Below are 25,210 nucleotides of genomic sequence, written 5' to 3'. Positions count from 1 at the left end.
CGCGGGCGACTCGAGGGGCCGTCAGCCGAGGCCGCTGGCGACCTTGGCCGCTTCTTGGATCGTGCGCGCGAGCACGGAGCGGATGCGTCCGTCCTCCATGGTCAAGATCCCCGCGATCGTGCAGCCCGCGGGCGTGGTCACCTGGTCCTTGAGCGCCGCCGGGTGCATGTCGGTGTCGAGGACCATGGCCGCCGCCCCGCGGAACACCTGGGCCGCGATGGTCACGGCCACGTCCCGGGGCAGGCCCATCATCACGCCGCCGTCGGCCATGGCCTCGAGCATCACGTAGACGAAGGCCGGCCCGCTGCCGTTGAGGCTGGTGACCGCGTCCATGTGCTTGGGCTCGAGCTCGAGGGTGACGCCCACGGAGTCGAAGATCCGCCGGGCCAAGCTCAGCTGGTCGTCGTTGGCGGCGTTTGGCTGGTCGGCGTCGCGGCGGCACAGCACGGTCATGCCCTCGCGGATCAGGCTTGGCGTGTTGGGCATGGCGCGGATCAGCGCGGTCTCGGGCAGCCACGTTCCGAGCTTGTCCAGGGTCACGCCGGCGGCGATGGAGATCAGCAGCTTGCCCTTCAGGGCCTCGCGCATCGCTGGCTGATCCAAGATCCCGAGGTAGCGCTGCGGCTTGAGGCAGACGAGCACGACCTCGGCCCCGCGGCAGGCCGCGAGGTTGTCGGTGGTCGCCTGCACGCCGAGGCGGGCGTGGAGTTCCTCGGCCACGGCCTTGCGCCGGGCGGTGACGACGACGCGATCGGGGCTCAGCCAGCCGGCGCGCAGCAGGCCCTCGGTGATGGCCTCGCCCATGGTTCCACAGCCGAGCACGCACAGGCTCCCAGGGGTGTCGAGCATGACCGCGGTCGTAGCACACACTCGCAGATCGCGGCGAGTCTGGGCGCGGTAGCCTCGTAGGGCGGCTGTCACCCCCGGAGCTTCGAAGCGGCCCCGCGCGTGGTGGAAAGATTCTCGGACTCTCAGGTCTCGACGAGCGAGTCGAGCACGAGGTCGAAGCCCCGCTCGGCCTTGCCGCGATCTTCGTCGGGCACCTGGGTGTAGATCACGAGGGTGCGCGCCTCGAGCTCGACGAAGTAGATCTCGACGGTGTGCGCGACAGATTCGCCGAGCACGGAGGGCGCGTAGCGGACCTTTCGGCCCTCGCGCTCGGCCCCGAGCAGCTCGCGGTGGATCACCGGGCGATCGCCGCCGTCGAGTTCCTCGACGCTGGCGATGTCGGGGGTGCCCTCCTCGATGCCGAGCATGAAGTCGGCGGCGAGCTGGTCGTAGTTCAGCGGCACCGCCGGCGTGAACTGCTGGACGATGACCATGGCGTTGCCGTACTTCGACTGCACGTAGACCGTGGTCAAGGTGACCTCGTCGATGTCCTCGCGCTCGACCTGGGTCTCCCAGTTGCCGGGGTGGTCGAAGGCGAAGCCGTCGTCGGTGAAGTGCACCGGGTTGTCGACGTCGGCCTTGGGCTCGCCGAAGAGCCCGCAGCCCGCCGGCGCAGCGGCCAGCAGGCAAGCGGTCAGGAGCGACACGAGGAGAGACCGCGGCGAGCGCATGGCGAGAGGATAGCGACTTCGGCCGCGTCGCTGCTACCGTGCGAGCATCTGCACGCCCATGGTCTGTGGCCGGTGGCTCAGGGGCGGGCCGTCAGCGCGCGGCTCGGGCCAGGCGATCGGCGACGCCGGCCCAGCGTGCATCGTGGGCGGGATCGGGTACGGACTCGATCAGGATCGTTGCGCAGCCGAGCTCTTCCAGGGTGTGCAGCGCGGCATAGAGCATGCGGCCGTAGGCCAGGGGATCGTCGGGCATGCTCAGGGCGTGGACGCCCGAGATCGCGCTCGTATCGGCGTGCATGACCAGGGCGCCCACCAGCCCGCCATGGCCCGGCGCAGCGAGGCGCTCGACGAGGTCCTCGCGGCCCAAAATGTGGACGTGGGCGTCCGGCGCGTAGTGACGTTCGACCATGCCCGGCGACGCGCGGGGGAGCCCGTCGGCGATCACCGTGCCCCGCGTGAGCGGGCCGGTCAGCGCCTCGAGGGTGGGGATGGGCAAGCCGCCGGGCCGCAGCAGCGTGGGCCGCTCGCCGGACAGATCCAGCACCGTGGACTCGATGCCCACGGGCGTGGGGCCAGCGTCGAGGATCAGCGCCGCATCCTCACCCAAAGAGCGGCGCACGTGGGCCGCGGTGGTCGGTGACACGCCCTGGAAGCGGTTGGCGCTCGGGGCCGCGATGGGGCGCCCCGCGGCCGCGAGCAGGGCCCTGGCCACGGGGTGCGCGGGCGCACGCAAGGCGACCGTGTCCAGGCCGGCGGTCACGAGGTCGGGGACCTCGGCCCGCTTGGGCAAGATCACGGTCAAGGGTCCCGGCCAAAACGCGTCCGCCAGGGTCGCCGCCAGCGGCGGCCAGTCTTCGACGAGCTCGCGGGCCCAGCTCGCGTCGAGGACGTGGACGATCAGCGGGTTGTAGCTCGGGCGACCCTTGGCCGCGTAGATCCGCGCGACGGCCCGCGGCTCGAGGGCGGCGGCGCCCAGGCCGTAGACCGTCTCCGTGGGGAAGGCGACCAGGCCGCCCTCGCGGATCACCGCCGCGGCGCGCTCGATCGGCGCGGCCTGGGGCTGGTGAGGGTCGACGGCGAGGACGGCCATGGCCGGGCAGGGTAGCGCGGGTTTGGGGCGCGACCAAGCGCGGCTCAGTGAACCCACTCGCCGTTGTCGCAGGTGGCGTAGCACTGTCCGCTCGCAATGCAGTCGTAGCCCGGCCAGGCGCCACCGATGCAATACCCGTCGAGCTTCGCGCTGCAGGTCGCGCCCAGGGAGTGCATCGTGCCGTGGGCGTACTCGGTGCCGTTGAAATAGCAAGAGGCATCGCAGCCCGCGGTTGGGCAAGAGTCCTCGCAGGCGTCGCTGGAGCACTGCACGGCGGTCTCACCTTCGCACTGGACATAGCCAGAGGCGCTGTCGCTACAGACTTGGTCGCTGATGGTGCACTGTGAATCACACGATGTGGAGACCAGGCTTCCGTCGGCACACTCCGCCGTGCAAGAACCCCTGAATTGTTGCTCGCCGAAGGTCGTGCCAGTGTCGAGGGAGTCTACGTCGGTGTCGGCATTGGGGGCTTGTTGCTCGAGGTCCTCGTCCGATTGAATGTCGACGCAGGAGATCGACGCGAACATGGCCAAGGCCGCGAACAGAGTGCCATGAAGAGGCTTGCTGACATGCATGGCGGCGGTCTAACAGCTCGACGTATCACCGCGCAAACTAGTCGATTGGGACACGGTGTCAGACATGTGTCTGGCGTGCGCCTTTGATATATTTGTCATTCGTGATACGAGCGTTCGGGATACGAGGTGCAAGCACATGCACATTCTCGGGGATCGTCGACCGACCCCTCCGCAGGGGGGCAGGGCACGAAACCGTCGGGGGCCATCCCTCCGCACATGTCGGAGTTTGTCGGGCACGAATGACCGACGAGCAACGACGTCAGGTGCCGGAGCCCTTTAACTCCTCTGCATCGCGAACTAGACTGCGCCCGTGCGCACGCTTCATCTTCGCTGCGGCAGCGACATCCGCGACTCCCTCGGCGCCGCGGGCTTGCTCGAGGACGCCGACTTCCTCGAGTGGGCGGACCCCGTCTGCCAGGGGCCCGTCCTCGATCTCCCCGAGGCCGAGTACTTCGCGCGCCGCCGGGCCTGGATCAGCGCGGCCTGGGAGATCCCCCTGGCCGAGCTCGAGGCCAAGCTGATCTCCACGACCAGCCTGATCGCGCGGCTGCACGACTACGCCGAGGTCTGCCTGTGGTTCGAGCACGACCTCTACGATCAGAGCATGCTGATCCAGGTGCTCGCGGCCCTGGCCGAGCACCCCGAGCTCCACGATCGCCTGCGCATCGTGTCCATCGATCGCCACCCGCAGCTGCGCCGCTTCATCGGCTTTGGCCAGCTGCGCCCCGAGCACTTCCCGGCGCTCCACGAGGGGCGCCAGCGCCTGACGCCGGCGGCCTTCGAGCTCGCCCAGGCGGCCTGGAGCGCGCTGCGTCAGCCGGACCCCACGCGCCTGCGCGAGGGCGACTGGCGCAGCGAAGCGCTGCCTTTCTTGGCGGGGGCGCTCGCGCGTCACCTCGACGAATTTCCCGGCGAGGTCGACGGCCTCGGCCTGACCCAGCGCCTGAGCCTGGAGATCATCACGGCGCTCGAGGCCAGCCAGGGCGCGGCCTTTGCTGCCCAGGTGTTTGGGGCGCTGCTCCAGGGCAGGGAGCCGATGCCCTGGCTGGGCGACACGATGTACTGGAGCTACCTGCGCGAGCTCGCGGACCCGGCCGCGCCGCTGATCACCATGCTCGGGGACTTCCCCGGCGAGCAGCTCTCGCTCACGGACATGGGCCGAGCGGTGCTCGCGGGCACGTCCAACTGGCTCGACTTGGCCGGCCCGCCCGCGCTCGGGCCGTCTCGCTGGCGCGGCGGCGTGGAGATCATCGGCGCCCGCGGCTGAGCGCGGGCGCTCGGGCGGTCTTCGCTGGTTCAGCGCGCGCGCAGCTCGAGGCCGCGGCGGCTGGCGATCCACAGACCACCGTCGACGGCGAGCACCTTGGTGACGTCCTCGAACAGCCCGACCTCGGCCGCGCGCCAGCGCTTGCCCTCGCGGACCAGCAGGCCCTTCATGGTCGCGGCGTGGAGCGCCCCGTCGACGACCCGCAGGCCGCCCGGGTTGACCCGTCCGCCGCCGAGGACCTCGACCTTCCATTCTTCTTTCTGTTCGGGGGAGGGGCGCAGGCTGACCACGCCGCCGGCGTAGCTGCCCACGTGCACGACTTCGACCCCACCTTCGTTCTCCACGGCCAAGGCGGTGACCCAGTTGTCCTCGAGGTGGCCGGAGAGCATCGAGAGGTGGCGCCAGGTCCCGTCGGGGCGCCAGCGGATCAGGCCCTGGGTGGTCCCCAGCCACAGGCCGCCGTCCTTGGCCGGGGCGACGGCCCAGGTCGCCCAGCGCCGGGCCTTGCGGCCGAGGGGGCGCGGATCTCCCTGCTCGTCCATGAGCACCACGCCGGCGTGGGTGCCGACGATCAGCTCGCCCGCGGCGGTGGTCGCGAGGCTGAGCACGCTGTCGTGGGGCAGGCCCTGCTTGGTGGTCCAGCGCGTGACCGCGCCGCGGCTGTCGGTGCGCAGCAGCCCGCGGGCGGTGGCGATCCACAGCGCGCCGTCGGGGGTGCGGGCGAGGGCGTTGACCTGGGGATCCACGATGCCCTCGGGGTCGGGCAGGGCGGTCCAGCGGCCCTGCTCGAGCACCATCACGCCGCGGTCGAAGGTCGCGGCGTAGAGGCGATCTCCGACGCGCAGGAGGTCCGTGATGTCGCCGGAGGGCAGACCGGCGTCGAGGCTCGGGCGCCAGTCGTGGCCGCCCTCGTCGCGGGTCCACAGGCCCTCGGCGCTGGCCAGGCAGCGCCCGCCGTCCATCCCCCACAGCTGCCGGGCGGGGGCGAGGCCGTGACCGTCGAGGTCGACGAGGCCCAGGCCGCGGTCGGAGATCTCTAGCGCGCCGTCGACCATGGCCAGGGCGCGCGCGTCGTGGTTGCTCACCGTGATCGCGGCCTCGGCGCCGCGGTCGAGGGCGAGCACGCCGGCGAGGGTGCCGGCGTAGAGGCGGTCGTGGTCGACGGCCAGGCTCCACACCAGGCCGTCGACGCCGGGGAGCAGCTCGGCGCCGGAGATCCACGCGCCGGCGCCGGCGCTGGCCACGACGAGCTCCCCGTCCCAGGCCGCCAGGGCGGTGATCCGATCTGCGAGGGGCTGCTTGGCCAGCGCGGCTGGCTCGCTGCCCGCGAGGGGGACGAGCTCGTCGCCGCGCAGCTCGAGCACGCCCGCGCCCCAGGTGCCCACGTAGGTCCGACCGTCGAGCTCGAGGACGGCGCGGACCGGCGCCGAGCGATGGACCGCGAGCACGCGCGGGCTCGCCGGGCCGGCGTCGGGGTCGGCGGGATCGTGGTCGAAGGTGACCTTTGCGAGGCCGCCCTCGGTGCCGACCCACAGCTGATCCGCCTGGCCGTCGACGGCGGCGACGACATGGCTGCGGGTCTCGGGCAGGCCGTCGAGGGCGGTCAGGGGCGCCGAGGCTCGACCGTGAGCGTCGACGAGGACCAGCCCGCCCTCGGTCGCGGCCGCGCTCAGGCCATGCTCGAGGGCCGCGCAGTCGCGCACGTCTCGGGTCGCGGTGTGGACCTCGAGGGGTTGGCCGAGGACGCCAGCGGCGAGGCTGGCGAGGACCCAGGTGGTCGCGAGGGTGCTCATCGTCGCGGCTCCGAGTCCGAGTCCGGCGGCGCGAGCGGGAGCTCGGCGCGGCTGTAGTTGAGGGCGCGGTCCGTGACCACGACGCTGACGGTGGCCGGCCAGCTGATCGCCCCGCGGGGCTGCCAGCGGCGCGCGAAGTTTCCGGCCGTGCCGCGGCGCAGGTTCAGCGTCTGCCCGTCGGGCATCAGCAGCTCGACGCGGCGGGCGTCGAGGGTCGCGGCCTGCTCGGGCGCGCTCGGGTCGTGCAGGCCCTCGGCGCGCTCGCGGGCGGCGTCGGCCTCGGTCAGCACCTGGTGGGCGAGCACGTCCCAGGCGCCATCGTCCCGCGGGCGCAGCTCCAAGCTCAGCGCCGGCGCCTGCACGTCGATGGTGTAGTCGAGGTGGAGGATCTCGACGTGGCCGTCGGCGTGGGTGATCCGGACCAGGACCGCGTAGGTCCCTGGCTCGGTGTCGTCGTCGACCAAGAAGCGCACCGTCCACTGGCCGAGGGCCTCCTCCCAGCGCGCGGCCTTGGTCTCGCCGAAGGGGAACACGACCTCGACGGATTGGGCGTCGCGCGCGGCCGGGATGTGGATCTCGGGGTCGCCGGGCTGAAGGTCGCCGGGGCCGAGGTAGGGCGAAGGATCCCCACCCTCGAGGTCGCGGCCGGAGACCTGGGGATCTCGCTGCTCGGCCGCCCGCTGGCTGCGGCGCTCGATCTGGTAGCGCTCGTAGGCCTCCTCGCTCTCGAGCACGAGCAGGGCCGTGTGCTTGGCGAGCACGCCGTGCTCGACCGAGAGCGCCACGGCGCCGGCCTTGTCCCCGGCGGCCTCGAGGGCCTGGAGCTCGCGGGCCGCCCACTGCTGGCGGACGCCCACGGCGGGCTCGGGCGCGCCCAGGTCCACGCGCCGGGTCAGGACCTCGTCGCGCAGGAAGGTCTTGGCGTGGACCAAGATCGCCTCCGGGGCCGGCGCGTCGGCGGGCAGGCGCAGGTGGACCACGGGCTGCTCGCCCTCGAACCATGTCTTGCGCAGCGGCCCGCGGACCGAGGTGAGGGGGTCTTCGCTCGAACCTTCGAGGCCGGGCAGCTCGAGCTCGACCGCGCTGAGCCGGCGCAGGCTCGGGGCTTGGCGCAAGAATGTGGCGAAGGCCCGGGCTTGCTGCGGGGACTCGGGGCGCATGGTCCGGCCGCCGCTCGCTCCGCTGAGCGACTCGAGGGTGTCTCGGCTCTCGCGCTTGCCCAGGCTCAGGGCGTGCAGCGGGGCCCCGGCCAAGCTGGCCGCCGCGAGCTCGGCGAGGGCGGCCGGCTCGGTGGTGCCCCAGGTCGGGGTGCCGTCGCCGACGTAGACGACCTGGGTCAGGCTCGCGCCAGCGCTCTGGTGCAGCAGCGCGCCGACCTCGTCGAGGGCCGCGCCGAGATCGCTGGCGCCGTCGGGCTCGATGGCGGCGAGGAAGGCGAGCGCGGCGCGTCGGGTCTCGGCGCTGGCGCTCACGAAACCCTGGCCAAAGCGCCGCGTCTGGAGATCCGCGGCCACCAAGGCGAAGCTGTCGCGCGGGCCCAGGCTGTCGATCAGCGCGGCGACGGAGTCCTGCGCCAGGCCCCAGGATTCGAGGGCGCTGCGCGAGCTGTCGACGACGATGACCACGCGCCGGCCCGCGCTCGGATCGACCTCGGGGGCGGGGACCGTGGACCAGTCGAGCTCGACGCGGGCCGCCAGGTAGCGCTCGCCCGCGGCGCCTCGCTCCTGCACGTAGGCCGGCGCGGCGGCGACCTCGACGGGGACATAGAGGTTCTCGGCGGCGTCGTGATCGTCGACCGCGAGCACGGATTGACCGTCGACCGAGACCTCGACGTGGGGGATCTTGCCCTGCATCGCCGGCGCGGCCGTGGGCACGAGCAGCGCGCGGCCGCTGGGCGAGTCGGCGTGGGCGACCTGGGCCGCCTGATAGCGGAGGATCACCCGCTTGCGCTCGCCGGGCTGGATCGGGAACACGCGCAGCTTGAACACGCGCCCGGCCTCCCACTCGAGCAAGGCGGGGTCGCGCATGCTGTCGACGATCTCCTCGTAGATCTCCCGGGCGCGGCTGCGCTCGAGGATCTCGCCTTCGATCAGCTGGCCGTCGACCTCCATGGCCAGGCCGGTGACGATCGCCCCGCTCGGCATGGGGAAGCGGAAGGTGCCCTCGAGCAGCGCGTCGCCGGGGTTTTCGAATATGTGCTCGACCTCGTAGCGGGCGTAGCTCCCCGCCTGGTGCACGTCGACGCGCAGGGCGGTCAGGGCCAGGGGCGTGGTCTCGCCGCCGGCGGAGTCGACCTCGAGGCTGCCGGGGCCGAGGGGGGCCTGGGCGGCCTCGATCTGCGCGAGCCAGGTGGTCTGGGCCGCGTCCGGGTTGGTGGTGGAGGCGGCGACGCTCGTGCGCCCGGACTGCGGGTTGGTGGCGGCCGTGTTGACGCAGCCGGTGGCGAGCGGCAGGAGCACGGCCAAAGACAATAGGGGGGCCCAGGGGCGCATCATTCGTTCTCCTCGTTGTTGGCGGTCTCGACCTCGATCTCGGCCACGCGCACGGACTGGCCGACCCTGGGCAGCACGTAGGGGAAGACGTGCTGCGCCTCGCCCTCGCGGCCCTCGTCGACCACGATCATCACCTCGCCGCGGGCTTCCTTGAGCGCGCTGCCGCCAAAGTAGTGGACCTCGACGGCGTAGGTGCCGGCGGCGGCCTCGGGGGCGGTGAAGCTCTCGGGGCCGTAGCCGGTGGTCACGTCGTCGAAGAGCTCGCCGCCGAAGCGACCCTTGCGGTGCTGGTAGTAGACCTTCTCGCCCTTGGGGTTGGTGACCCACAGGTCGACGTCGGTGCGGTCCGTGTCCCAGCTGAGGTAGACCTTGATGTCGTTCTCGGACCCGCCGCGCAGCTCGAGGGCGTCGATCTTGGCGCTCCACTCGGCCCGCGCGGCGTCGCTGGTCTGGGCGCGGCGGTGGGCGGCGTAGATCTGGCCGAGGCGCTGGCGAGCGGGGTAGCGCAGGGCGGTGGGGGCATCTTCGTTACCGGCGATGGCCTCGAAGCGGGCGGCGGCGGTCTCGAGCTCGCCGCGGCGCATCGCGACGTCGGCGAGCTCGAAGCTCAGGCGCTGGTCCTCGGGTCGCAGGGCGATGGCGACCTCGAGGCGCTGCTGCGCGCCCTCGAGCTCGCCGCGGGCTTCGAGCACGCCGGCCAGGGCGCGCTGGGCCTCGGGATCTTCGGAGAGCAGCTCGGTGACGGCGGAGTAGGTGCGCAGGGCCTCCTCGGGGCGGCCGAGGTCGCTGAGGATGTCACCGATGAGGCGGACGACGACGAGGTTGTAGGCGTCGATGGCTCGCCAGGCGCGGGCGGCCTCGAGGGCCTGCTCGAGCTCGCCGGCGTCGATCAGCGCGTGAGTGAGGGCCTGGCGGTGCGCTCGCTCGCGCGGCTCGTCTTCGATGGCGGCGCGCAGGCGCTCGATCTCGGCCTGGCGCTCGGGGGTGGACTCGCGAGGCGGGCGCTGGTCGATGGGGGTGACCGTGAAGTTTGGCGCGGCCAGGAGGAGGGCGCTCAGGCATAGGGTTGGGGACATCTCGGGCGGGGGACGTCTTGGGCGCTGGGGGGTATTCCTTTGGGGGGAAGGTGCCTGGGCAAGCGCGGCGTGCTCGCGCGGATCCGCGGGTAGTCATCGGGCGAGCCCGCCTCGCAGGGCCAGGCCCGCGAGCCATCCCTACTCGAGGACGAGGGCGAGGATGGCCACGCTCAGCATCGCGCCGATGGCGAAGGCGATCAGCAGGAGCCTGAGCTTGGGCGCGATGCCAGGCGCGTCCTGGTATTCGGATTCGGGCCCGTCGGGGAGGTCGTCGGGGACGCTGCCGCCGTGCGCGAGGATCAGCTCGGCGAGCTGGGCCCGGAGCGCGTGGAGCTCGGGGAGCTCGCGCGAGGCGAGGACGCTGACGAAGGGGCCCGGGGAGGTCTCGGGCTCGGTCTCGGGGAGCTCGAGCAGGGGGCGATCGAGGAGCTCGGCGAGGGCGCGCAGCTCGTGCTCGGCTTCGAGCATGTGGCGCTGGATCGACTCGAGGTGCAAGCTGATCTCCTCGCTGGCGTAGCGGCGCAGGGGCAGCGAGCGGGTGTCGGCGATGATCGAGCCGAGGGTGATGTAGACGTCGCGCAGGCGCTGGGCGGTGTCGTTGGCGTCTGGGCGGGGGGTGGTCATGGGCTTCGAGGCGCGAGGGTGGATCACAGGGCGGGGAAGATGGCGTAGATGAAGAAGATCAGCGCGACGACGCAGGCGCCCGCGCCCAGGAAGGCCGAGGCGATCGGGTGGGGCTTGCCGGCCCTGTCGGCCAGGCGCCCGATGACCCCGAAGGCGAGGGGGGCGAGCCACAGGGCGCTGAGCTGGATCAGCGCCGTCTCCGAGAGGCTGTCGAAGAAGACCAGGTAGATCGAGCCGGCACCGAGGCCGCCCAGGCCCATGGCGCCGTTCCACAGCCAGGGGTGGCGAGGCTGCGCGGGCAGGGCGGGGGCCTGCGGGCGAGGGAGGGCGGCCGGGAGGGTCTGTGGCGCGGGCGCGTGGAGGAGCTCGAGGGCCGCGCGGGCGCTGGGGCTGCGCTTGCCGACGATCGGCTCGAGCATGGCCGAGAGCGCGCGGCGCAGGCCCGGGCTCAGGGGCAGGCCGAGGGCGTCGAGGTCGACCTTGCCGCTGTTCTCGTCGAAGGGCAGGTCCTCGGGGTAGCGGTGGCTGGCGGTGACGACGAGGGTCATGGCGGCCGCGAACAGGTCCGAGGCCGGGCGGGCCTGGCCCATCATCTGCTCCATGGGGATGAAGCCAAAGGTGCCGACGCTGGTCGAGGCCACGGAGTCGGCCGCGCGGGCGCTGCTCTGGATCGCGCCGAAGTCGACCAGGGTCACCTGCGGGCCGCTCGGGCCGGTGGCGAGCATGACGTTGGCGGGCTTGATGTCGCGGTGGACGAGCGGCGGGTGCAGGCCGTGGAGGTAGTCGAGGAGCTCGAGCAGGGCGCGGAGCAGGGCCTCGAGGGTGGCCGCGTCGAGGCGCTGGCCAGCGGCGATGTGCTCGGCCAGGGAGCGCCCCGGGGCGCGGGACTGGACCATCACCCAGCGCGCGGCGGGGCGCTCGGGCGTGTCGGCGTCGCCGCCGGGGTGCAGACCCGCGTCGAGGGGGTGGGCCCGCTCGCCGTCCCACACGAAGTGCTCGAAGGTCCGCGGCACGCCCGGGTGATCCAAGCTCGCCAGCGCCCGAGCCTCGCGCTCGAACAGCTCCATGGCCTTGAGGTCGTCGAGGCGATCCACGCGCAGGACCTTGAGCACGACCTCGGCCGCGTCGGACTCGCGGCGGGCGGCGTAGGTCTCACCAAAGCCTCCCCGGCCGAGGCTGGACTCGAGGGTGTAGCGATCGCTCAGGCCACACAGCTCGGTCCCGGGAGATAGCGCAGCGCTCGACATGCGCTCGCCACTCTAACAGCTCGGGAGCAGGCGGCTTCAGCTAGCTAGCTAGCTAGTTAGCTGGTCATTCGTCGTGGGTGATGATCCGCAGCGAGGGCTTGTCGAGCATCACCGTCGAGCGCGGGGCCACGCTGTGGGTCAGCCACACGTTGCCGCCGATCACCGAGCCGCGGCCGATCACCGTCTCGCCGCCGAGGATCGTGGTCCCGGCGTAGACCGTGACCTCGTCCTCGAGGGTGGGGTGGCGCTTGCGGCCGCGGGCGCGCTCGCTGACGTCGACCGAGAGCGCGCCCAAGGTCACGCCCTGGTAGAGCTTGACCCGCGCGCCGATCACCGTGGTCTCGCCGATCACCACGCCGGTGCCGTGGTCGATGAAGAAGCTCTCGCCGATGGTCGCGCCCGGGTGGATGTCGATGCCGGTGCGCCCGTGGACGAGCTCGGTCATCATCCGGGGGATCATCGGCACGCCGCGGCGGTAGAGGTGGTGGGCGATGCGGTGCACGGCGATGGCCGTGATCCCCGGGTAGGCGGTGATCACCTCGGAGCGGCTGCACGCGGCCGGGTCACCGTCGATGGCGGCGCGGACGTCCGTGGCCAGCAGCCCGCGGATCTCGGGGATGTGCGCGAGCAGGTCGATGGCGTGCTCGTGGGCCTCGACGGCGCCGATCTCGGCGGTGCAGGACCGACGCTCGCGCTGGATGTTGGTCGCCCGGGCGATCACGCGCTCGAGGCTGCGCAGGCTGCGGACGCAGCGCTCGCCCACGAAGTAGCGCGAGCTCAGCTCGTCGACCTCCTCGGCCCCGAGGTAGCCGGGGAAGATCAGCGAGAGCAGGTCGTCGAGGAGCTGGCCGATCTCCGCGCGCGAGGGCAGGTTGCTGCCGTCGAGGTGGTTGATGTTGCCGTGCTCCTGGTACGAGCCCAAGATGCCGTCGATCGCCGTCGCTAGCTGCCGCTTGATGTCGGGCACCTCGGCACTGTAGCTGGTTGCGCGAGGGAGGTCGTCGGCGCCGAAGCCGACCTCTGAAAATCCGATGGCTTTTGGGCGCATGGAGCCTCGCGGCGTACAATCGCTCGCGCCCGCCTGGAGGTTTCCTCGCTCGTGGATCACGACCCCCTCGACGACATCGTCCGCGAGCTCCTGTTGGAGCGCACCCGAGACCTCGACGGCCCGCGCCTCGCGGCCTACATCGACGGCTGGGGCAGCCTGCTCAAGCTGCTCGAGCGCAGCGAGCTGATCATGCCCTCGGCGCCCCCGCAGCTGCGCGAGGGCGTCGACATGCTCTTGCGGCGAATCCGCCTGGCGCAGACTCGCGTGCTCGAAGACGACGAGTAGCGCGTGCGCGCGCCAGGGCGCTGGACCTGGCGGGCGCGAATTCGGCGCAGCTTTCCGGCCAGGCCGCCGGAGGGTTAAGCTGACCCCACATGCCGCAGGTCGCCAAGGCCCTCGAGGGGCTCGAGCCCGCCGAACTCTGGCGCCAATTCGACGCCATCCGTCGCATCCCGCGACCCTCGCTCCACGAGGCCGGCGTGCGCGAGTACCTGCGTGCGCTCGCGTCGGCCCAGGGCTGGGAGTGTGAGACCGACGAGGGCGGCAACCTCGTGCTCCACGCCCCCGGCAAGGGCCGCGGTCGGGACAGCTCCCCGCTGGCGATCCAGGGTCATATGGACATGGTCTGCGAGAAGCGGCCCGACGTGGCCCACGACTTCTTTCACGACCCGATCAGCTTGCACCGCGAGCAGGCCGAGGTCGCCGGCCGAAGCCGCGAGATCCTCCGGGCCGAGGGCACGACCCTGGGCGCCGACAACGGGATCGGCTGCGCCACCGCCCTGGCCATCGCCCTGAGCCCCGGCCTCGACCACCCGCCTTTGGATCTGCTGTTCACCGCCGACGAAGAAGAGGGCATGAGCGGGGCCTTCAGCCTCGAGCCGGGCATGCTCCGCGCCCGCCGGCTGCTCAACTTCGACGCCGAGCAGGAGGGCAGCGTCTACCTGTCTTGCGCCGGCGGCCGCGAGCTCCACGCCAACTGGCGCCTGGATCGCGGCCCGCGCTGCAGCGACGACGAGGTCGTCCGCCTCAGCGTCGGCGGCCTGCGCGGTGGTCACAGCGGCGTCGACATCCAAGAGCCCCGGGCCAACGCGATCGCCTTCCTGGTCGAGCTCATGGTCGCCCCCGAGGTCGTGCTCGAGGGCGTGCGCCTGGCCAGCTGCGACGGCGGCGGGCGACCCAACGCCATCGCCCGCGAGGCCGAGACCTTGCTGTGGTGCGCCCGCTCCCGGGTCGAGGCCCTCGGTCAGGCCTTCGAAAAAGCCGGCGCGCGCCTGCGCCTGCCCTTCGCCGAGGGCGACCCCGGCCTCGAGGTCCGCTTCGAAGTGCTCGACGCCGAGCAGGCCGCCGCCGTCCCCGATCCAGTCTCGGCCATGACCAGCCGCGCGATCCTCGAGGCCCTCCGCGCCCAACGTCACGGCGTGCTGAGCTGGTCCACCGTCATCCCCGGCCTCGTCGAGACCAGCAACAACATCGGCTCGATCACCACCGACGGCGAGTGCCTGACCCTGGTCCAGATGGCCCGCTCGTCCAAGCCGCGCGCCGTCGAGATCTTTCAAGAGCGCTGCGAGCTGACTTTGGAGGCCTCGGGCGCCGTCGTCGAATTCCGCCACGCCTTCCCGGGCTGGGAGGCGCGCACCGACAACGAGCTCGTCGAGGTCGCCAAGCAGGTCTACCGCGAGCTCTTCGGCCGCCCCCCCCGGCTCGAGGCGATCCACGCCGGGCTCGAGTGCGGCGTGCTCGGCAGCCGGGTGCCAGGCCTGGAGATGATCTCTTTCGGCCCGGACATCTTCAACGCGCACACACCGAGCGAGAGCCTGGGCTTGGCCTCGGTGGAGCCTTTTTGGCGCTTCGCGGTCGGGGTGGTGGCGGCGCTTTGTGACTGAGGGTCGCGCGCGCGCTGCTACCATCGCCCCCATGCCGACCAAGCTCGAAGGCCTGCGCCTGTACGACAACAACTGGGCCCCGAGCCCGCGCCGGGTACGGATCTTCTTGGCCGAGAAGGACCTCGAGGTCGAGCTCGTGCCCGTCGACCTCGGCGAGGGCGGCCAGTTCGCGGAGCCCTTCGCGTCGCGCAACCCCTTCCAGGCGGTGCCGGTGCTCGAGCTCGAGGATGGGCGCAACATCGCCGAGTCCCAAGCGATCTGCCGCTACCTCGAGCACCGCTTCCCCACGCCGCCGCTGATGGGCCGCGACGCGGTCGAGGTCGCGCAGATCGAGATGTGGACGCGGCGGGTGGAGATCGACGGCTATCTCCAGGTCGCGGCGGCGCTGCGCCACAGCCACCCGGCCTTCGCCGGTCGAGCGGTCCCTGGGGTCCGCGAGGGCTTCGAGCAGATCCCTGCGCTGGTGGATCTCTCGAAGCAGGTGTTTGCGCGGATGATCGATTGCGTGGAGTCCCAGCTTGGCGAGCATCCTTTCGTGGCGGGGGAGAACTTCTCGGTCGCGGACATCGTGCTGCTCGTCACGCTGGACTTTGCGAAGGGGGGGAAGCGGATGGATTTGACGCTGCCGGAGCACACTGCGCGCTGGTATGAGGAGATCAGCGCTCGGCCGAGCGCTTCGGCCTGAGCGGAAGCTTTGCGGTCAATCTTTTGGAGGCGATCTTCGTCTACGGCTTCGCCAGGCAGCTCGGCGAGCACGCGCGTGGGGCAGGAGGCCTCGTGGTTTTTTGCGAGGGTGTTCTTGCTCGGCAGACACGCGCACGGGACAGCAGGGGACCCTCTGCGCTCGGACAGGCTTGCTGACTCCGACGGGAGGCTCGTTGGAGGGATGGTGGCCTTCTCGTGGGTGATCGCTCCGAAGGGGTGGTACGTACGCAAAACTCGCTCAGAGGGTCCCCTGCTGTCCCTTTTGTGCGCGTCTTTGGCGAGGGGTGTCTCCGTCGCCGGCAACGGGGGGTCTTCGAGTGGTTCTCGTTTGAGGGGGCCTCGTGGTTTTTGGCGAGGGGTCGGAGGACCTCGTGGTTTTTTGGCGAGGGTGTTCTTGCTCGGCAGACACGCGCACGGGACAGCAGGGGACCCTCTGTGCTCGGACAGGCTTGCTGACTCCGACGGGTGGCTCGTTGGAGGGATGGTGGCCTTCTCGTGGGTGATCGCTCCGAAGGGGTGGTACGTACGCAAAACTCGCTCAGAGGGTCCCCTGCTGTCCCTTTTGTGCGCGTCTTTGGCGAGGGGGGGCTCCGTCGCCGACAAAAGAGAGGTCTGCCTCTCGAAGCATGATCTTCCGCAAAAGGCCCCCCTCGAGCGCCCGAGCAAGGGCCATCCCCGCGAGCGCCGGCATGTTCTCCGCAAACGTAGAGCAGGCCGCTCGAGCGGAAGGGGCCCGCGCCGAGCACCGAGCCGGCTATGCTGCTTCGTCATGTTGGTCGCCCGCGACCCGGCGAGAGCGCAGGGGTGGGAAGGTTTCCGCCGAACAGGCCGCGGTGCAGCTTTCGAAGCAGAAGACCCCGCAAAAAGCCCCCCGCGAGCGCCCGAGCAAGGGCCATCCCCGCGAGCACCGGCATGTTCCCCGCAAACGTAGAGCAGGCCGCTCGAGCACAAGGGGCCCGCGCCGAGCACCGAGCCGGCTATGCTGCTCCATCATGTTGGTCGCCCGCGACCCGGCGAGAGCGCAGGGGTGGGAAGGCTTCCGCCGAACAGGCCGCGGTGCAGCTCTCGAAGCAGAAGACCCCGCAAAAGGCCCCCACGAGCGCCCGAGCAAGGGCCATCCCCGCGAGCGCCGGCATGTTCTCCGCAAACGTAGAGCAGGCCGCTCGAGCGGAAGGGGCCCGCGCCGAGCACCGAGCCGGCTATGCTGCTCCATCATGTTGGTCGCCCGCGACCCGGCGAGAGCGCAGGGGTGGGAAGGCTTCCGCCGAACAGGCCGCGGTGCAGCTCTCGAAGCAGAAGACCCCGCAAAAGGCCCCCCTCGAGCGCCCGAGCAAGGGCCATCCCCGCGAGCACCGGCATGTTCCCCGCAAACGTAGAGCAGGCCGCTCGAGCACAAGGGGCCCGCGCCGAGCACCGAGCCGGCTAGGCTGCTCCATCATGTTGGTCGCCCGCGACCCGGCGAGAGCGCAGGGGGGGAAGGCTTCCGCCGAACAGGCCGCGGTGTAACGACCGAAGCAGAAGACCCCGCAAAAGGCCCCTCATCCAGAAGCGAGCCCAAACCCAGGCGCCTGCGAAGCCGCCATCCGCCGCGGATTCACGATCGCCTCCCCCCGCATCCAAGTCTCCGCCCGATCCTGCATCGCCCCGCCCTCCGGCCCCCCGATCAGCTCCCCCAGCGCATAGCGAGCGCACTCGCGGTGCAAGAGCATGTCGACGGCGCTAAAGCTCCGCACGGCCTCGTCGAGCAGCCGCCGAGCCGCGCCCGACTCTCCCTCGAGGTTGCGCAGACCAGCCTCGGCCAGGGCCGCCAGTCCCGGCGCAAAGCATGCCTCGTCCTCCCGCAGCACCTCGAGCTGTCGGCGCGCGTCGGCGATCAGCCGCGCGTAGCTCCACGGCTCGGGCGCCCGACCCGGCATGCGGGCGGCGGGGCTGGTCCCCTTGCCCCGCAAACGATCCCGCAGCCGCGCCACGCTCGGCTGGCCATCACGCTGGTGGCGCTCGGCCACGGCCAGGGCCACGCGGCAGCGCGCCGAGCTCAGCTCCAGGCCCACGGTGCGCATGGTCGTGAAGTAGGCCAGCTCGAGCTCTCGCCACTGGGCCAGCAGCGCCGCCCAGGCCTCGCCCGGCTCCCCGCGGTAGAGCCCGATGTGCGCCTGGGCGATCAGGTCGCGGTAGTGCTGGCGTCGATAGCTGCGCTCGGGCCAGGTCGCGCCGGGCTGCGGGCTGATCCGCCGCAGCGCCGCGGCAGCGTGGCTGTGGGCCAGCTCGGCCCGGTCGGCGGCCAGCCACGCCAGGGAGGACTGACCGCTGAAGGCCTCGAGCAGGGCGAAGGGCTCGTCGCGCTCGACGGCCAGGGCCGCGGCGTCGGTCAGGCGGCGGCGCAGGCTCGAGAGCTCACCTTGCCAGGCCAGGGCGAAGTCGTGGTAGCTGGCGATCGTGGCTCGCTCCCAGGCGACGCCGGGCTGATCGGAGAGCAGGGCCTCGGCGGCCTCGCAGGCCTCGGCGCAGCGTCGCCAGCGACCTTGGGTGAACTCCTGGGCCGCGATCGCGCTGTGGTGCCAGGCGGCGTCCAGGGGGTCCTCCGTGCGCGCGCAGAGCTGGGCGCAGGCCCGCAGCAGCCGCGCGGCGGACTTCTCGAAGGGCGCGCCGATGTGGCTCTCGACGGCGACCTCGTAGGCCAGCGCCCGGGCCCGGGCCGAGTCGCCGCCCTCGCGGACGATGGTCTCGAGGTGCCGGGTTCGCAGGGCGTCGGCGAGCGAGCGGCTGATCGCGGTCAGCCGGGTGGAGATGAACCACAAGGTGTCGAGGCGGGCCTGCTCGCGTTCGTCGAGGTCGCTGTCGCCGGCGCTGCGTGGGCCGTCGATGAGCTGGCCGAGCTCGCGGCGGCGCAAGATCAGCCGGCTGCGTCGCCAGTTGGCGCCGACCAGGGCCTCGGCGGCGGAGCCGGGGATCGGGACGGCGAAGGCCCGCAGCAGGCTCTCGAGCACGCGCCAGGCCGCGTCGAGGGCCCCGTCGGCGATGTAGAGGGCGGCGGCGCGCAGCTCGAGCTCGCGGACGCGGGCGTCGGTCTTGGCGCTGCCCAGCATCTGCGCGGCGACCAGGAGGTGGCGGGCCGCGTCCTGGCGCTGGCCGAGCTCCGCCTGCGCCGAACCGAGCTTGATCATCAAGTTGGGGTGCTGGGCGTCGGGGTGGCGCTCGTCGAAGCGGGCGAGGGCCCGGCGGTAGGCGGCCGTGGCCCGGGCGAAGGCGAGGCGGGAGAAGGCGAGATCGCCGGCGGCGATCGCCTCTTCGATGCCGTCGGGGGCGTGCAGATCGGGCGGGCTCGCGCTCGCGTCTGCGTCGAGATAGGCCGAGAGCGAGTCGCCCGGGGGAGCGCCGAGCGCCTCCGCGGGCTCGTCCACGCGAAGCTCGAGAAGCTCGATGTCCGCGCGCTCGCGCTGGCGCGCCAGCCAGGGCAGGACGCCGAGGTCGCCGCGCTCGGGCGCGTCTTCACCCTCGGCGTCGCCACGGGTCTCGGCCTCGGCGTCGCCACGGGTCTCGGCCTCGGCGTCGCCACGGGTCTCGGCCTCGGCGTCGCCACGGGTCTCGGCCTCGGGGCCTCGGTAGCCGGCGATCACCAGCAGGCGAAAGTCCTCGCCCTCGTGGAGCTCGTCGTCGCGCAGCAGGACCTCGAGCAGCGCCCGGGAGTCCTCGTCGCCGGCCGCGATGTCGTCGAGCTCGAGCAGCACGGGTCGCCGCGCGGACAGGGCGACCAGCAGGGTGCGCAGCGCCTCGAAGGCCTGGCGGCGCAGCTCGTGGGGCTCGCTCGCCGGCGGTGGGGTAGGCAGGGCAGCGAAGCGAGGCAGCCTGGCGAAGGCGGGGAAGGCCACGCGCAAGGCCGCGGCGCCCGCGGGCAGCGGGGGCAGGACGTCCTCGGAGGCGGCGAGGTGCTCGAGCAGATCGACGAGGTGATCGACGCCCACGCCGAGGGCGTTGAAGCAGCCGCCGCCGCAGGGCGAGCGCAGGCTCCAGACGCGGCCAGCGACGGACTGGCGCAGCGCGCTGCCGAGCTCGGCGCGGGCTGGGGCGGGGCCGCGCAGGTGCAGGCACAGCGGCCGGCGCTCGGCCGTGACGCGCGCGAGCGCCTGCTCGAGGAGGTCGGGGGACCCCGGCGGGGCTTCGGGCTCGTCTGGCTCGGCCACGGCCTCTCGACGGTCTCCCGCGAGAGGTCGAGCCGTCAAGCGCCCGGATTCAGATCGGATCAGATTGGATCAGATCGCGTCGATTCGGTTGATCAAGGTCGCCGCGTAGGCGGCCCCGAAGCCGTTATCGATGTTGACCGTGGTCACCCCGGCGGCGCAGCTCGTCAGGCACGAGAGCAGGGCCGAGAGCCCCTCGAAGCTGGCCCCGTAGCCGGTGCTGGTCGGCACGGCGATCACCGGGCAGTGGACCAGGCCGGCGACCACGGAGGGCAGCGCGGCCTCGAAGCCGGCCACGCAGATGATCACCCGGGCGCGCTCGAGGGCCGGGAGCTCGCCCAGCAGGCGGTGCAGGCCGGCCACGCCGACGTCGGCCAGGGCCTCGACGCGGTTGCCCATGACCTCGGCGCAGCGCTGGGCCTCGATGGCCACGCGCTGGTCGGCGGTCCCGGCCGAGAGCACCAAGATCGTGCCCGGGTACCGGGTCTCGCGCGCGCGCCACAGGCTCAGCAGGCCGGAGCGAGGCTCCCACTCGAGCGACGCGTGCAAGGCCGCGGGCAGCCGCGCCTTGGTGGCTTCGAAGCCGGCCGCGTCGGCGCGGGTGCACAGCACGTTGGGGTTGCGGGCGGCCAGGCGCTCGATGATCTCGGCGATCTGCTCGGGGGTCTTGCCGGGGCCGTAGATGACCTCGGGGAAGCCCCGCCGGCGGGCGCGGTCGTGGTCGATGCGCGCCCACTGGAGGTTCTCGACGCGCGGGGCGTCGCCCTGGTCCAGGCGCATGCGCAGGCGCTCGAGGGCCTGCTCGCGGTCGATCTCGCCGGCCAGCAGGGCGTCGAGGATCGCTTGGTCCGCCTCGTGGCTCACGCGACCTCCCCCGAGCTGGAACCAGGGCCCTGGATCACGTTGAGCGAGCCCGAGCGAAAGCCCGCGAGGTCGAGGGTCACGAAGCGGTAGCCGGCGGCCTTGCAGGCGGCGAGCAGCTCGGCGCGCAGCTCGACGGCGCGGGGCAGGTCTTTGGGCGGGAGCTCGACCCGCGCGACCTCGCCGTGGTGACGCACGCGGAAGATCGAGAAGCCCAGGGCGCGCACGCCAGCCTCGGCGGCCTCGACCTGGGCGAGGACCTGGGCGCTCACGTGGGTGCCCGCGGGCACCCGGCTGGCCAGGCAGGGGGCGGCGGGCTTTTGATGGTTGGGCAGGCCCAGGCGGCGCGCCACGGCCCGGATCTGCGCCTTGCCAAAGCGGGCCTCGACCAGCGGCTTGCGGATCGACAGCTCGGCGGCGGCGCGCAGGCCCGGGCGGTGATCCCCGAGGTCGTCGAGGTTGTCGCCCGAGGCCACGGCGGCGAAGCCCTCGCTGTGGGCGAGGTCGACGAGGCGCTCGAAGAGCTCGGTCTTGCAGTGGTAGCAGCGGTCGCCGGCGTTGGCTCGATAGCCGGGGCGGGCGAGCTCGTGGGTGTCGATCAGCTGGTGGCGCAGGCCGAGCTTGGTGGCCAGGCGCCCGGCCTGCTCGCGCTCACTCTGGGCCAAGGAGGGGGAGACCCCGGTGACCGCGAGGGCCTCGTCGCCGTGGACGCGGGCCGCGACGGTCGCGACCAGGGTCGAGTCCACGCCGCCGGAGAAGGCGGTGATCGTCGGGCCGTAGCCGCGCAGCACCTGCTCGAGGCGCTCGAGCAGCGCGGCGGGGTCGTCGTCTTCGGGGGGAGGCAGTCGCAGCGCGTCCATGGCTTTGTCGACGGGTCTCAGCCGGGGAGCACCGACTGGTGGGCGAGGCGCTCGATGGCGGCCCGCACGTGGTGCAAGGGTAGATCGTGGGCCGCGGCGATGCGCGCGAGGTCGTCGTGCTCGGCCTTTGTTCGGCCGCCAGCCCGCTTGACGCGCACGGGACCCCAGGGCGAGTCCAGGGTCTCGATGCGCCGACGCAGCACCGTGCGCGCGACCAGCTGCTCGCGCACGCCGATGGCGGCGCTCTCACCGAGGATGCAGGCCAGCGCCGCGTCCCGGGCGGCCGGCGGCGCGAGGACCGTGAGCGCGACCCCGGGGCGGCCCTTCTTCATGGTCAAGGGCGCGTAGGCGACGTCCACGGCGCCGCGCTCGAGCAGGCGCTCGGCCAGCCACGCGAGCTGCTCCGGGGTCTCGTCGTCGAGGTGGGTCTCGAGCACCACGATCTCGTCGCGCTCGAGCTCGCCGGCGAGGGCCGCGAGGGGGCCCTCGGACTTCGAGGCGGCCCCGGGCCGCGCCAGGGTCAGGCGAAGGACGCTCGACGAGCGCGTGCCGGCGCCGTAGCCCGCCCGCAGCGGCTGGAGCTCGAGCTCGCCGGGGCGCAGCGCTCGGCCCCAGGCGGCGAGCAGGGCCGCGCCGGTGGGCGTGACCATCTCGCCCTCGCCCTCGCCGGGGCGCAGCGTGAAGTCGGTGAGCAGCTCGACCACCGCCGGCGCGGGGCAGGGCATGTCGCCGTGCTCGCAGCGGATCGTCCCCGAGCCGCCGGGCAGCGGCCCGCACAGCAGCGCGTCGACGCCCAGGCGATCCAGCCCCGCGCTCACGCCACAGATGTCGAGGATCGCGTCGGCGGCCCCGACCTCGTGGAAGTGCACGTGGTCCACGGGCACGCGGTGGACCCGGGCCTCGGCCTCGGCGAGCAGGCAAAAGGCACGATCCGCCATGGCCTTGGCCCGCGCGCTCAGGCCCGAGGCGGCGATGCGCTCGCGGATCTCCGGGAGGTGGCGGTGGGAGGTCTCGTCGACGACGCGAAAGTCTGCCTTGGTGCAGCCGAGGTGGCGGCGCATGGTCGCCTGAACCTCCAGGGCCCAGTCGGGCAGGCCGAGCGTGGCCAGCTGGGCGCGCAGCCACTCGACCTCGACGCCGAGATCGAGCACCGCGCCCACGAGCATGTCGCCAGCGAGGCCGCCAAAGGGATCGAGGAGCGCGATGGTCTTGGGGGCGGACACGTCGGGCGGATGTACAGCATCCACGCAGCCCGGACCAGCGCGCGCCAGCTTGCGCGCAGACGCGTGCAGCGTCGCGCATGGCTGAACTGGGCGCATGAATTGGGCTCACTCTTCGGTGATCACACCACTCGCGATCGCGGCCTCGCGTGAGCCTCGTCCACGCTGCGACAGGTCTGCGATGCGCGAGGAGTCGCGCTCACGCGTCGCGGATCACGGCCGCGGCGGCGGCTCGATAAAAGGCCACGCGAACGGGCGCGCGCGGGTGCATGCGCAGATCCACGAAGCGTAGCCCGCACTTCTCGAGCACGGCGATCGACGCGCGATTGCCCGGCATGGCGCAGCCGTCGAGGAGCGGGCAGCCGAGCGCGTCGACGGCCAGCGTGGCCAGTGCGCGCGCCCCCTCGGTGGCGAGGCCGCGACCCCAGGCCGCGCGATGCAGGCGGTAGCCGAGCTCGAGGGCATCCTCGCCCTCGGCGATGCTCGGGCGCAGGTGAAACCAACCCACGAAGGCGCCCTCGTGGAGCGCCGCGTAAAACCCCACGGGGTCGTCGGCCGACCAGGCGAGCATGCGCGGGAGCAGACCCTGCGTCTTGGTCTCGCCCTCGCCCTCGCCCTCCCCGACATAGTCGCGGCGCGTGTTGGGCACGCCGCCAGAGATGTAGCGCATGACCTCGGGATCCGAGTCGAGCTCGAGGAGATCGTCGAGGTCGCCGGCGTCGAGCTTGCGCAGGTGCATGCGTGCGGTGTCGAGGGTGAAGGGCACGTCTGGAGCGTGTCCGAAAACCCCGGCGGCTACAGCGCTTCATGCTGGAGGACCGGGTTGGGAGCGTGCGGCACGCTCGGTCCTGGACGGCCACGCAGCCCCGCTTTGCTGGCTGTTGGCGGCCCCACGCGTCGCGCAGTGTGCGTGAAGCCAGCGTAAACTGCGGCATAAGCGGACCCAAAGCTGGACTGCGCGGGCTGCATGGTGGCTCGTGTCGTGGCATGCCAAGAGCCGTGGGTGTGCGACCGTCGACTCTGGTCCCCTGGCTCTCGCTCTCGCTCTCGCTCTCGGGCTGCGCGGCGACGCCGGGCCCCGCCGGGGCCTCCGGCGACGAGCAGGGCGAGGTCGGTGTCGCCGACGAAGCTGGGCAGACCGCCCAGCCCCGCGGCACCCTCGAGGCGCTCGACGCGGCGCTGCGCGAGAGCTGGTCGGCGGCGGGGGTCGAGCCCAGTCCCCTCGCCGACGATGCCGAGTATCTGCGCCGGGTCAGCCTCGACCTGATCGGCCGCGTGCCCACCCGCGGCGAGGTCGAGCGCTTCTTGGCCGACGACGCCTCCGACAAGCGGGCTGGCCTCGTCGACGCCCTGCTCGCGAGCGAGGATCATGCTGCCTACTGGGCGGGGCGCTGGGCCGGGCGGCTGCTCCCCGATGACCGCCGGACCAAGCGCGTCGCCGAGGGCCCGCTCGAGGGCTACCTGAGCCAGGCGCTCCACGAAAACCGCCCGTGGACCGAGGTCGTCGACGCGCTGCTCACCGGCGAGGGCGAGCTCGACGACGCGCCGCAGCTGGGCTTCCTCGCCGCGCGGGCCGTCCGCGGTCAGGGCCGCGAGGCCGCGGTCGCCGAGCTGAGCTCGACCACCGCGCGGGTCTTCCTGGGCGCGCGCATCGAGTGTGCCCAGTGCCACGATCACCCCTACGTCGACTTCTCCCGCGAGGACTTCTGGGCGACGGCCGCCTACTTTGGTCGGACCAAGGTCAACATGGTGCGCGGCGAGGGACCGCCGAAGGTCACGGTCTCGGAGCGCCCCAAGGGGCAGCTGCGGGTCGCCCTCCAGGACGACGCCGACGCGCGCAAGCAGGTCGTGCGCCCGCGCTACATGGGCGCCGCGGCGGTCGACGCGGATCCGCCGGCCGAGACTACCGACACCGACTCGCCCGCGCAGCGTCGTGATCGCCTGGCCGCGGCGATCATCGCCGACCCGCGCTTCGCCGAGGCCACCGTCGGCCAGCTGTGGACGCAGCTGCTCGGCAGCGGCCTCGTCGAGCCCTGGGACGACCTGCTCGTCCACCGAGGCGAGCGCCCCGCGGCCCTGACGATCCTCGCCGAAGACTTCCGCGCCCACGACCACGACATGCGCCGGCTGCTGCGGACGATCGTGCTCTCGCAGGCCTACCAGCGCAGCTCACGGCCCAGCCCCGGCGTCGACACCAGCCCCGCGGCGACCCACGCCCGCGAGGCCGCCTTCGCCCAGGCGGTGGTCCGACCGCTGGGCGCCGAGCAACTCTTTGCTTCGGTGATGACCGCCACCGGCCTCGAGCAGCTGAAGGGGCGAGCCTTCCGCAAGGCCGTCCGTCAGCGCGAGCAGGTCGCCCTGCTCGAGTACGCGGCGGTGTTCGCCGACGACGAGCTCAGCTCGGCCGACGCGGCCGGCGAGGGCTTCACGGGCAGCGTCCCCCAGGCCCTGCTGATGCTCAACGGCGGGCTCACCAACCAGGGCGTGATCGCCCGGGCGGGGGGCAGCCTGGCTCAGATCCTCGCGAAGAGCGCCGACACCGATGAGCGCCTGCGCGACCTGTGGCTCACGGTCTACGGCCGCCCGCCGCGGGCCGAGGAGCTGGAGATCGGGCGGCGGGCCGTGGCCGCGAAGGGGGGCGGGACTGCCCAGACCGAGGTCTGGGAAGACCTGATGTTCGCCGCCCTCTACTCCACGGAATTTTCCTCCAACCACTGAAGCGAGCGAGCGCA

20 protein-coding genes are annotated in these 25,210 nt (G+C 72.4%); 5 read left to right on the top strand and 15 right to left on the bottom strand.

The features are described from left to right. Nucleotides 1–21 precede the first annotated feature (21 nt). The 4 genes from proC to G6O69_RS08220 all read right to left on the bottom strand — a co-directional run bounded on the left by proC (nucleotide 22) and on the right by G6O69_RS08220 (nucleotide 3,224). Entirely contained in the window at nucleotides 22–849 is an 828-nt protein-coding gene (gene proC, locus G6O69_RS08235; protein WP_172302972.1) for a pyrroline-5-carboxylate reductase, read from the bottom strand. A 122-nt stretch (nucleotides 850–971) separates the two neighbouring features. Continuing rightward, nucleotides 972–1,559 carry a hypothetical protein gene (locus G6O69_RS08230; protein ID WP_172302971.1) on the bottom strand — a complete coding sequence of 196 codons (588 nt, stop codon included), beginning with the start codon at nucleotides 1,557–1,559 and terminating at the stop codon, nucleotides 972–974. Nucleotides 1,560–1,650: 91 nt separating this feature from the next. Then, a complete protein-coding gene (locus G6O69_RS08225; protein WP_172302970.1) occupies nucleotides 1,651–2,649 on the bottom strand; it encodes an L-threonylcarbamoyladenylate synthase in 999 nt (332 codons plus the stop codon). Between the two features lie 44 nt (nucleotides 2,650–2,693). Further along, nucleotides 2,694–3,224 (bottom strand): hypothetical protein, encoded by a 531-nt coding sequence (locus tag G6O69_RS08220; protein ID WP_172302969.1) that lies wholly within the window; start codon nucleotides 3,222–3,224, stop codon nucleotides 2,694–2,696. 310 nt (nucleotides 3,225–3,534) lie between these two features. Between G6O69_RS08220 and G6O69_RS08215 the strand changes: the two genes are divergently transcribed. After that, nucleotides 3,535–4,491 carry a DUF1835 domain-containing protein gene (locus G6O69_RS08215; RefSeq protein WP_172302968.1) on the top strand — a complete coding sequence of 319 codons (957 nt, stop codon included), beginning with the start codon at nucleotides 3,535–3,537 and terminating at the stop codon, nucleotides 4,489–4,491. A gap of 29 nt (nucleotides 4,492–4,520) precedes the next feature. Here G6O69_RS08215 and G6O69_RS08210 read toward each other — a convergent pair whose 3' ends face one another. From G6O69_RS08210 to G6O69_RS08185, 6 genes are all read right to left on the bottom strand, one after another. Beyond that, entirely contained in the window at nucleotides 4,521–6,284 is a 1,764-nt protein-coding gene (locus G6O69_RS08210) for a hypothetical protein (RefSeq protein WP_172302967.1), read from the bottom strand. Beyond that, nucleotides 6,281–8,743: a VIT and VWA domain-containing protein gene (locus G6O69_RS08205; RefSeq protein WP_172302966.1), complete on the bottom strand. Its 2,463-nt coding sequence runs from the start codon at nucleotides 8,741–8,743 to the stop codon at nucleotides 6,281–6,283. The genes G6O69_RS08210 and G6O69_RS08205 overlap by 4 nt, the downstream gene beginning before the upstream one ends. Before the next feature lie 32 nt (nucleotides 8,744–8,775). Continuing rightward, complete coding sequence (locus G6O69_RS08200) at nucleotides 8,776–9,852, bottom strand: tetratricopeptide repeat protein (RefSeq protein ID WP_172302965.1); 1,077 nt, start codon at nucleotides 9,850–9,852, stop codon at nucleotides 8,776–8,778. 138 nt (nucleotides 9,853–9,990) lie between these two features. Then, nucleotides 9,991–10,476, bottom strand: a complete 486-nt coding sequence (locus G6O69_RS08195) for a hypothetical protein (RefSeq protein ID WP_172302964.1) — start codon at nucleotides 10,474–10,476, stop codon at nucleotides 9,991–9,993. Nucleotides 10,477–10,499: 23 nt separating this feature from the next. After that, complete coding sequence (locus tag G6O69_RS08190) at nucleotides 10,500–11,723, bottom strand: serine/threonine-protein kinase (RefSeq protein WP_172302963.1); 1,224 nt, start codon at nucleotides 11,721–11,723, stop codon at nucleotides 10,500–10,502. A 64-nt stretch (nucleotides 11,724–11,787) separates the two neighbouring features. After that, nucleotides 11,788–12,771, bottom strand: a complete 984-nt coding sequence (locus tag G6O69_RS08185) for a serine acetyltransferase (RefSeq protein ID WP_172302962.1) — start codon at nucleotides 12,769–12,771, stop codon at nucleotides 11,788–11,790. 51 nt (nucleotides 12,772–12,822) lie between these two features. Here G6O69_RS08185 and G6O69_RS08180 point away from each other — a divergent pair, with 51 nt between their 5' ends. The 3 genes from G6O69_RS08180 (at nucleotide 12,823) to G6O69_RS08170 (ending at nucleotide 15,339) form a co-directional block, all read left to right on the top strand. Continuing rightward, a complete protein-coding gene (locus G6O69_RS08180) occupies nucleotides 12,823–13,056 on the top strand; it encodes a hypothetical protein (protein WP_172302961.1) in 234 nt (77 codons plus the stop codon). Nucleotides 13,057–13,145: 89 nt separating this feature from the next. After that, nucleotides 13,146–14,654, top strand: a complete 1,509-nt coding sequence (pepD, locus tag G6O69_RS08175) for a beta-Ala-His dipeptidase (RefSeq protein WP_172302960.1) — start codon at nucleotides 13,146–13,148, stop codon at nucleotides 14,652–14,654. Between the two features lie 31 nt (nucleotides 14,655–14,685). Continuing rightward, nucleotides 14,686–15,339 carry a glutathione S-transferase family protein gene (locus G6O69_RS08170; protein ID WP_217909794.1) on the top strand — a complete coding sequence of 218 codons (654 nt, stop codon included), beginning with the start codon at nucleotides 14,686–14,688 and terminating at the stop codon, nucleotides 15,337–15,339. A 1,558-nt stretch (nucleotides 15,340–16,897) separates the two neighbouring features. Here G6O69_RS08170 and G6O69_RS08165 read toward each other — a convergent pair. The 5 genes from G6O69_RS08165 to G6O69_RS08145 form a co-directional block, all read right to left on the bottom strand. Continuing rightward, nucleotides 16,898–19,579: a hypothetical protein gene (locus tag G6O69_RS08165; RefSeq protein ID WP_176396712.1), complete on the bottom strand. Its 2,682-nt coding sequence runs from the start codon at nucleotides 19,577–19,579 to the stop codon at nucleotides 16,898–16,900. A gap of 30 nt (nucleotides 19,580–19,609) precedes the next feature. Further along, nucleotides 19,610–20,401 (bottom strand): nickel pincer cofactor biosynthesis protein LarB, encoded by a 792-nt coding sequence (gene larB / locus G6O69_RS08160; RefSeq protein WP_346017017.1) that lies wholly within the window; start codon nucleotides 20,399–20,401, stop codon nucleotides 19,610–19,612. Further along, complete coding sequence (gene larE / locus G6O69_RS08155) at nucleotides 20,398–21,258, bottom strand: ATP-dependent sacrificial sulfur transferase LarE (RefSeq protein WP_172302958.1); 861 nt, start codon at nucleotides 21,256–21,258, stop codon at nucleotides 20,398–20,400. Before larE ends, larB begins: the two co-directional genes overlap by 4 nt. Before the next feature lie 17 nt (nucleotides 21,259–21,275). Continuing rightward, the gene (gene larC, locus G6O69_RS08150) at nucleotides 21,276–22,481 is read right to left on the bottom strand and encodes a nickel pincer cofactor biosynthesis protein LarC (protein ID WP_172302957.1); all 1,206 of its coding nucleotides are present in this window, start codon (nucleotides 22,479–22,481) and stop codon (nucleotides 21,276–21,278) included. A 196-nt stretch (nucleotides 22,482–22,677) separates the two neighbouring features. Then, nucleotides 22,678–23,244: a GNAT family N-acetyltransferase gene (locus tag G6O69_RS08145; RefSeq protein WP_172302956.1), complete on the bottom strand. Its 567-nt coding sequence runs from the start codon at nucleotides 23,242–23,244 to the stop codon at nucleotides 22,678–22,680. A gap of 239 nt (nucleotides 23,245–23,483) precedes the next feature. On the opposite strand from G6O69_RS08145, the gene G6O69_RS08140 reads away from it, so the two are divergent. Next, nucleotides 23,484–25,196, top strand: a complete 1,713-nt coding sequence (locus tag G6O69_RS08140; RefSeq protein ID WP_172302955.1) for a DUF1549 domain-containing protein — start codon at nucleotides 23,484–23,486, stop codon at nucleotides 25,194–25,196. Nucleotides 25,197–25,210 lie beyond the last annotated feature (14 nt).

Source organism: Pseudenhygromyxa sp. WMMC2535, assembly GCF_011083025.2.
The sequence above is the reverse complement of the archived record's forward strand: the minus strand, read 5'-3'. Positions and strand labels throughout refer to the sequence as shown.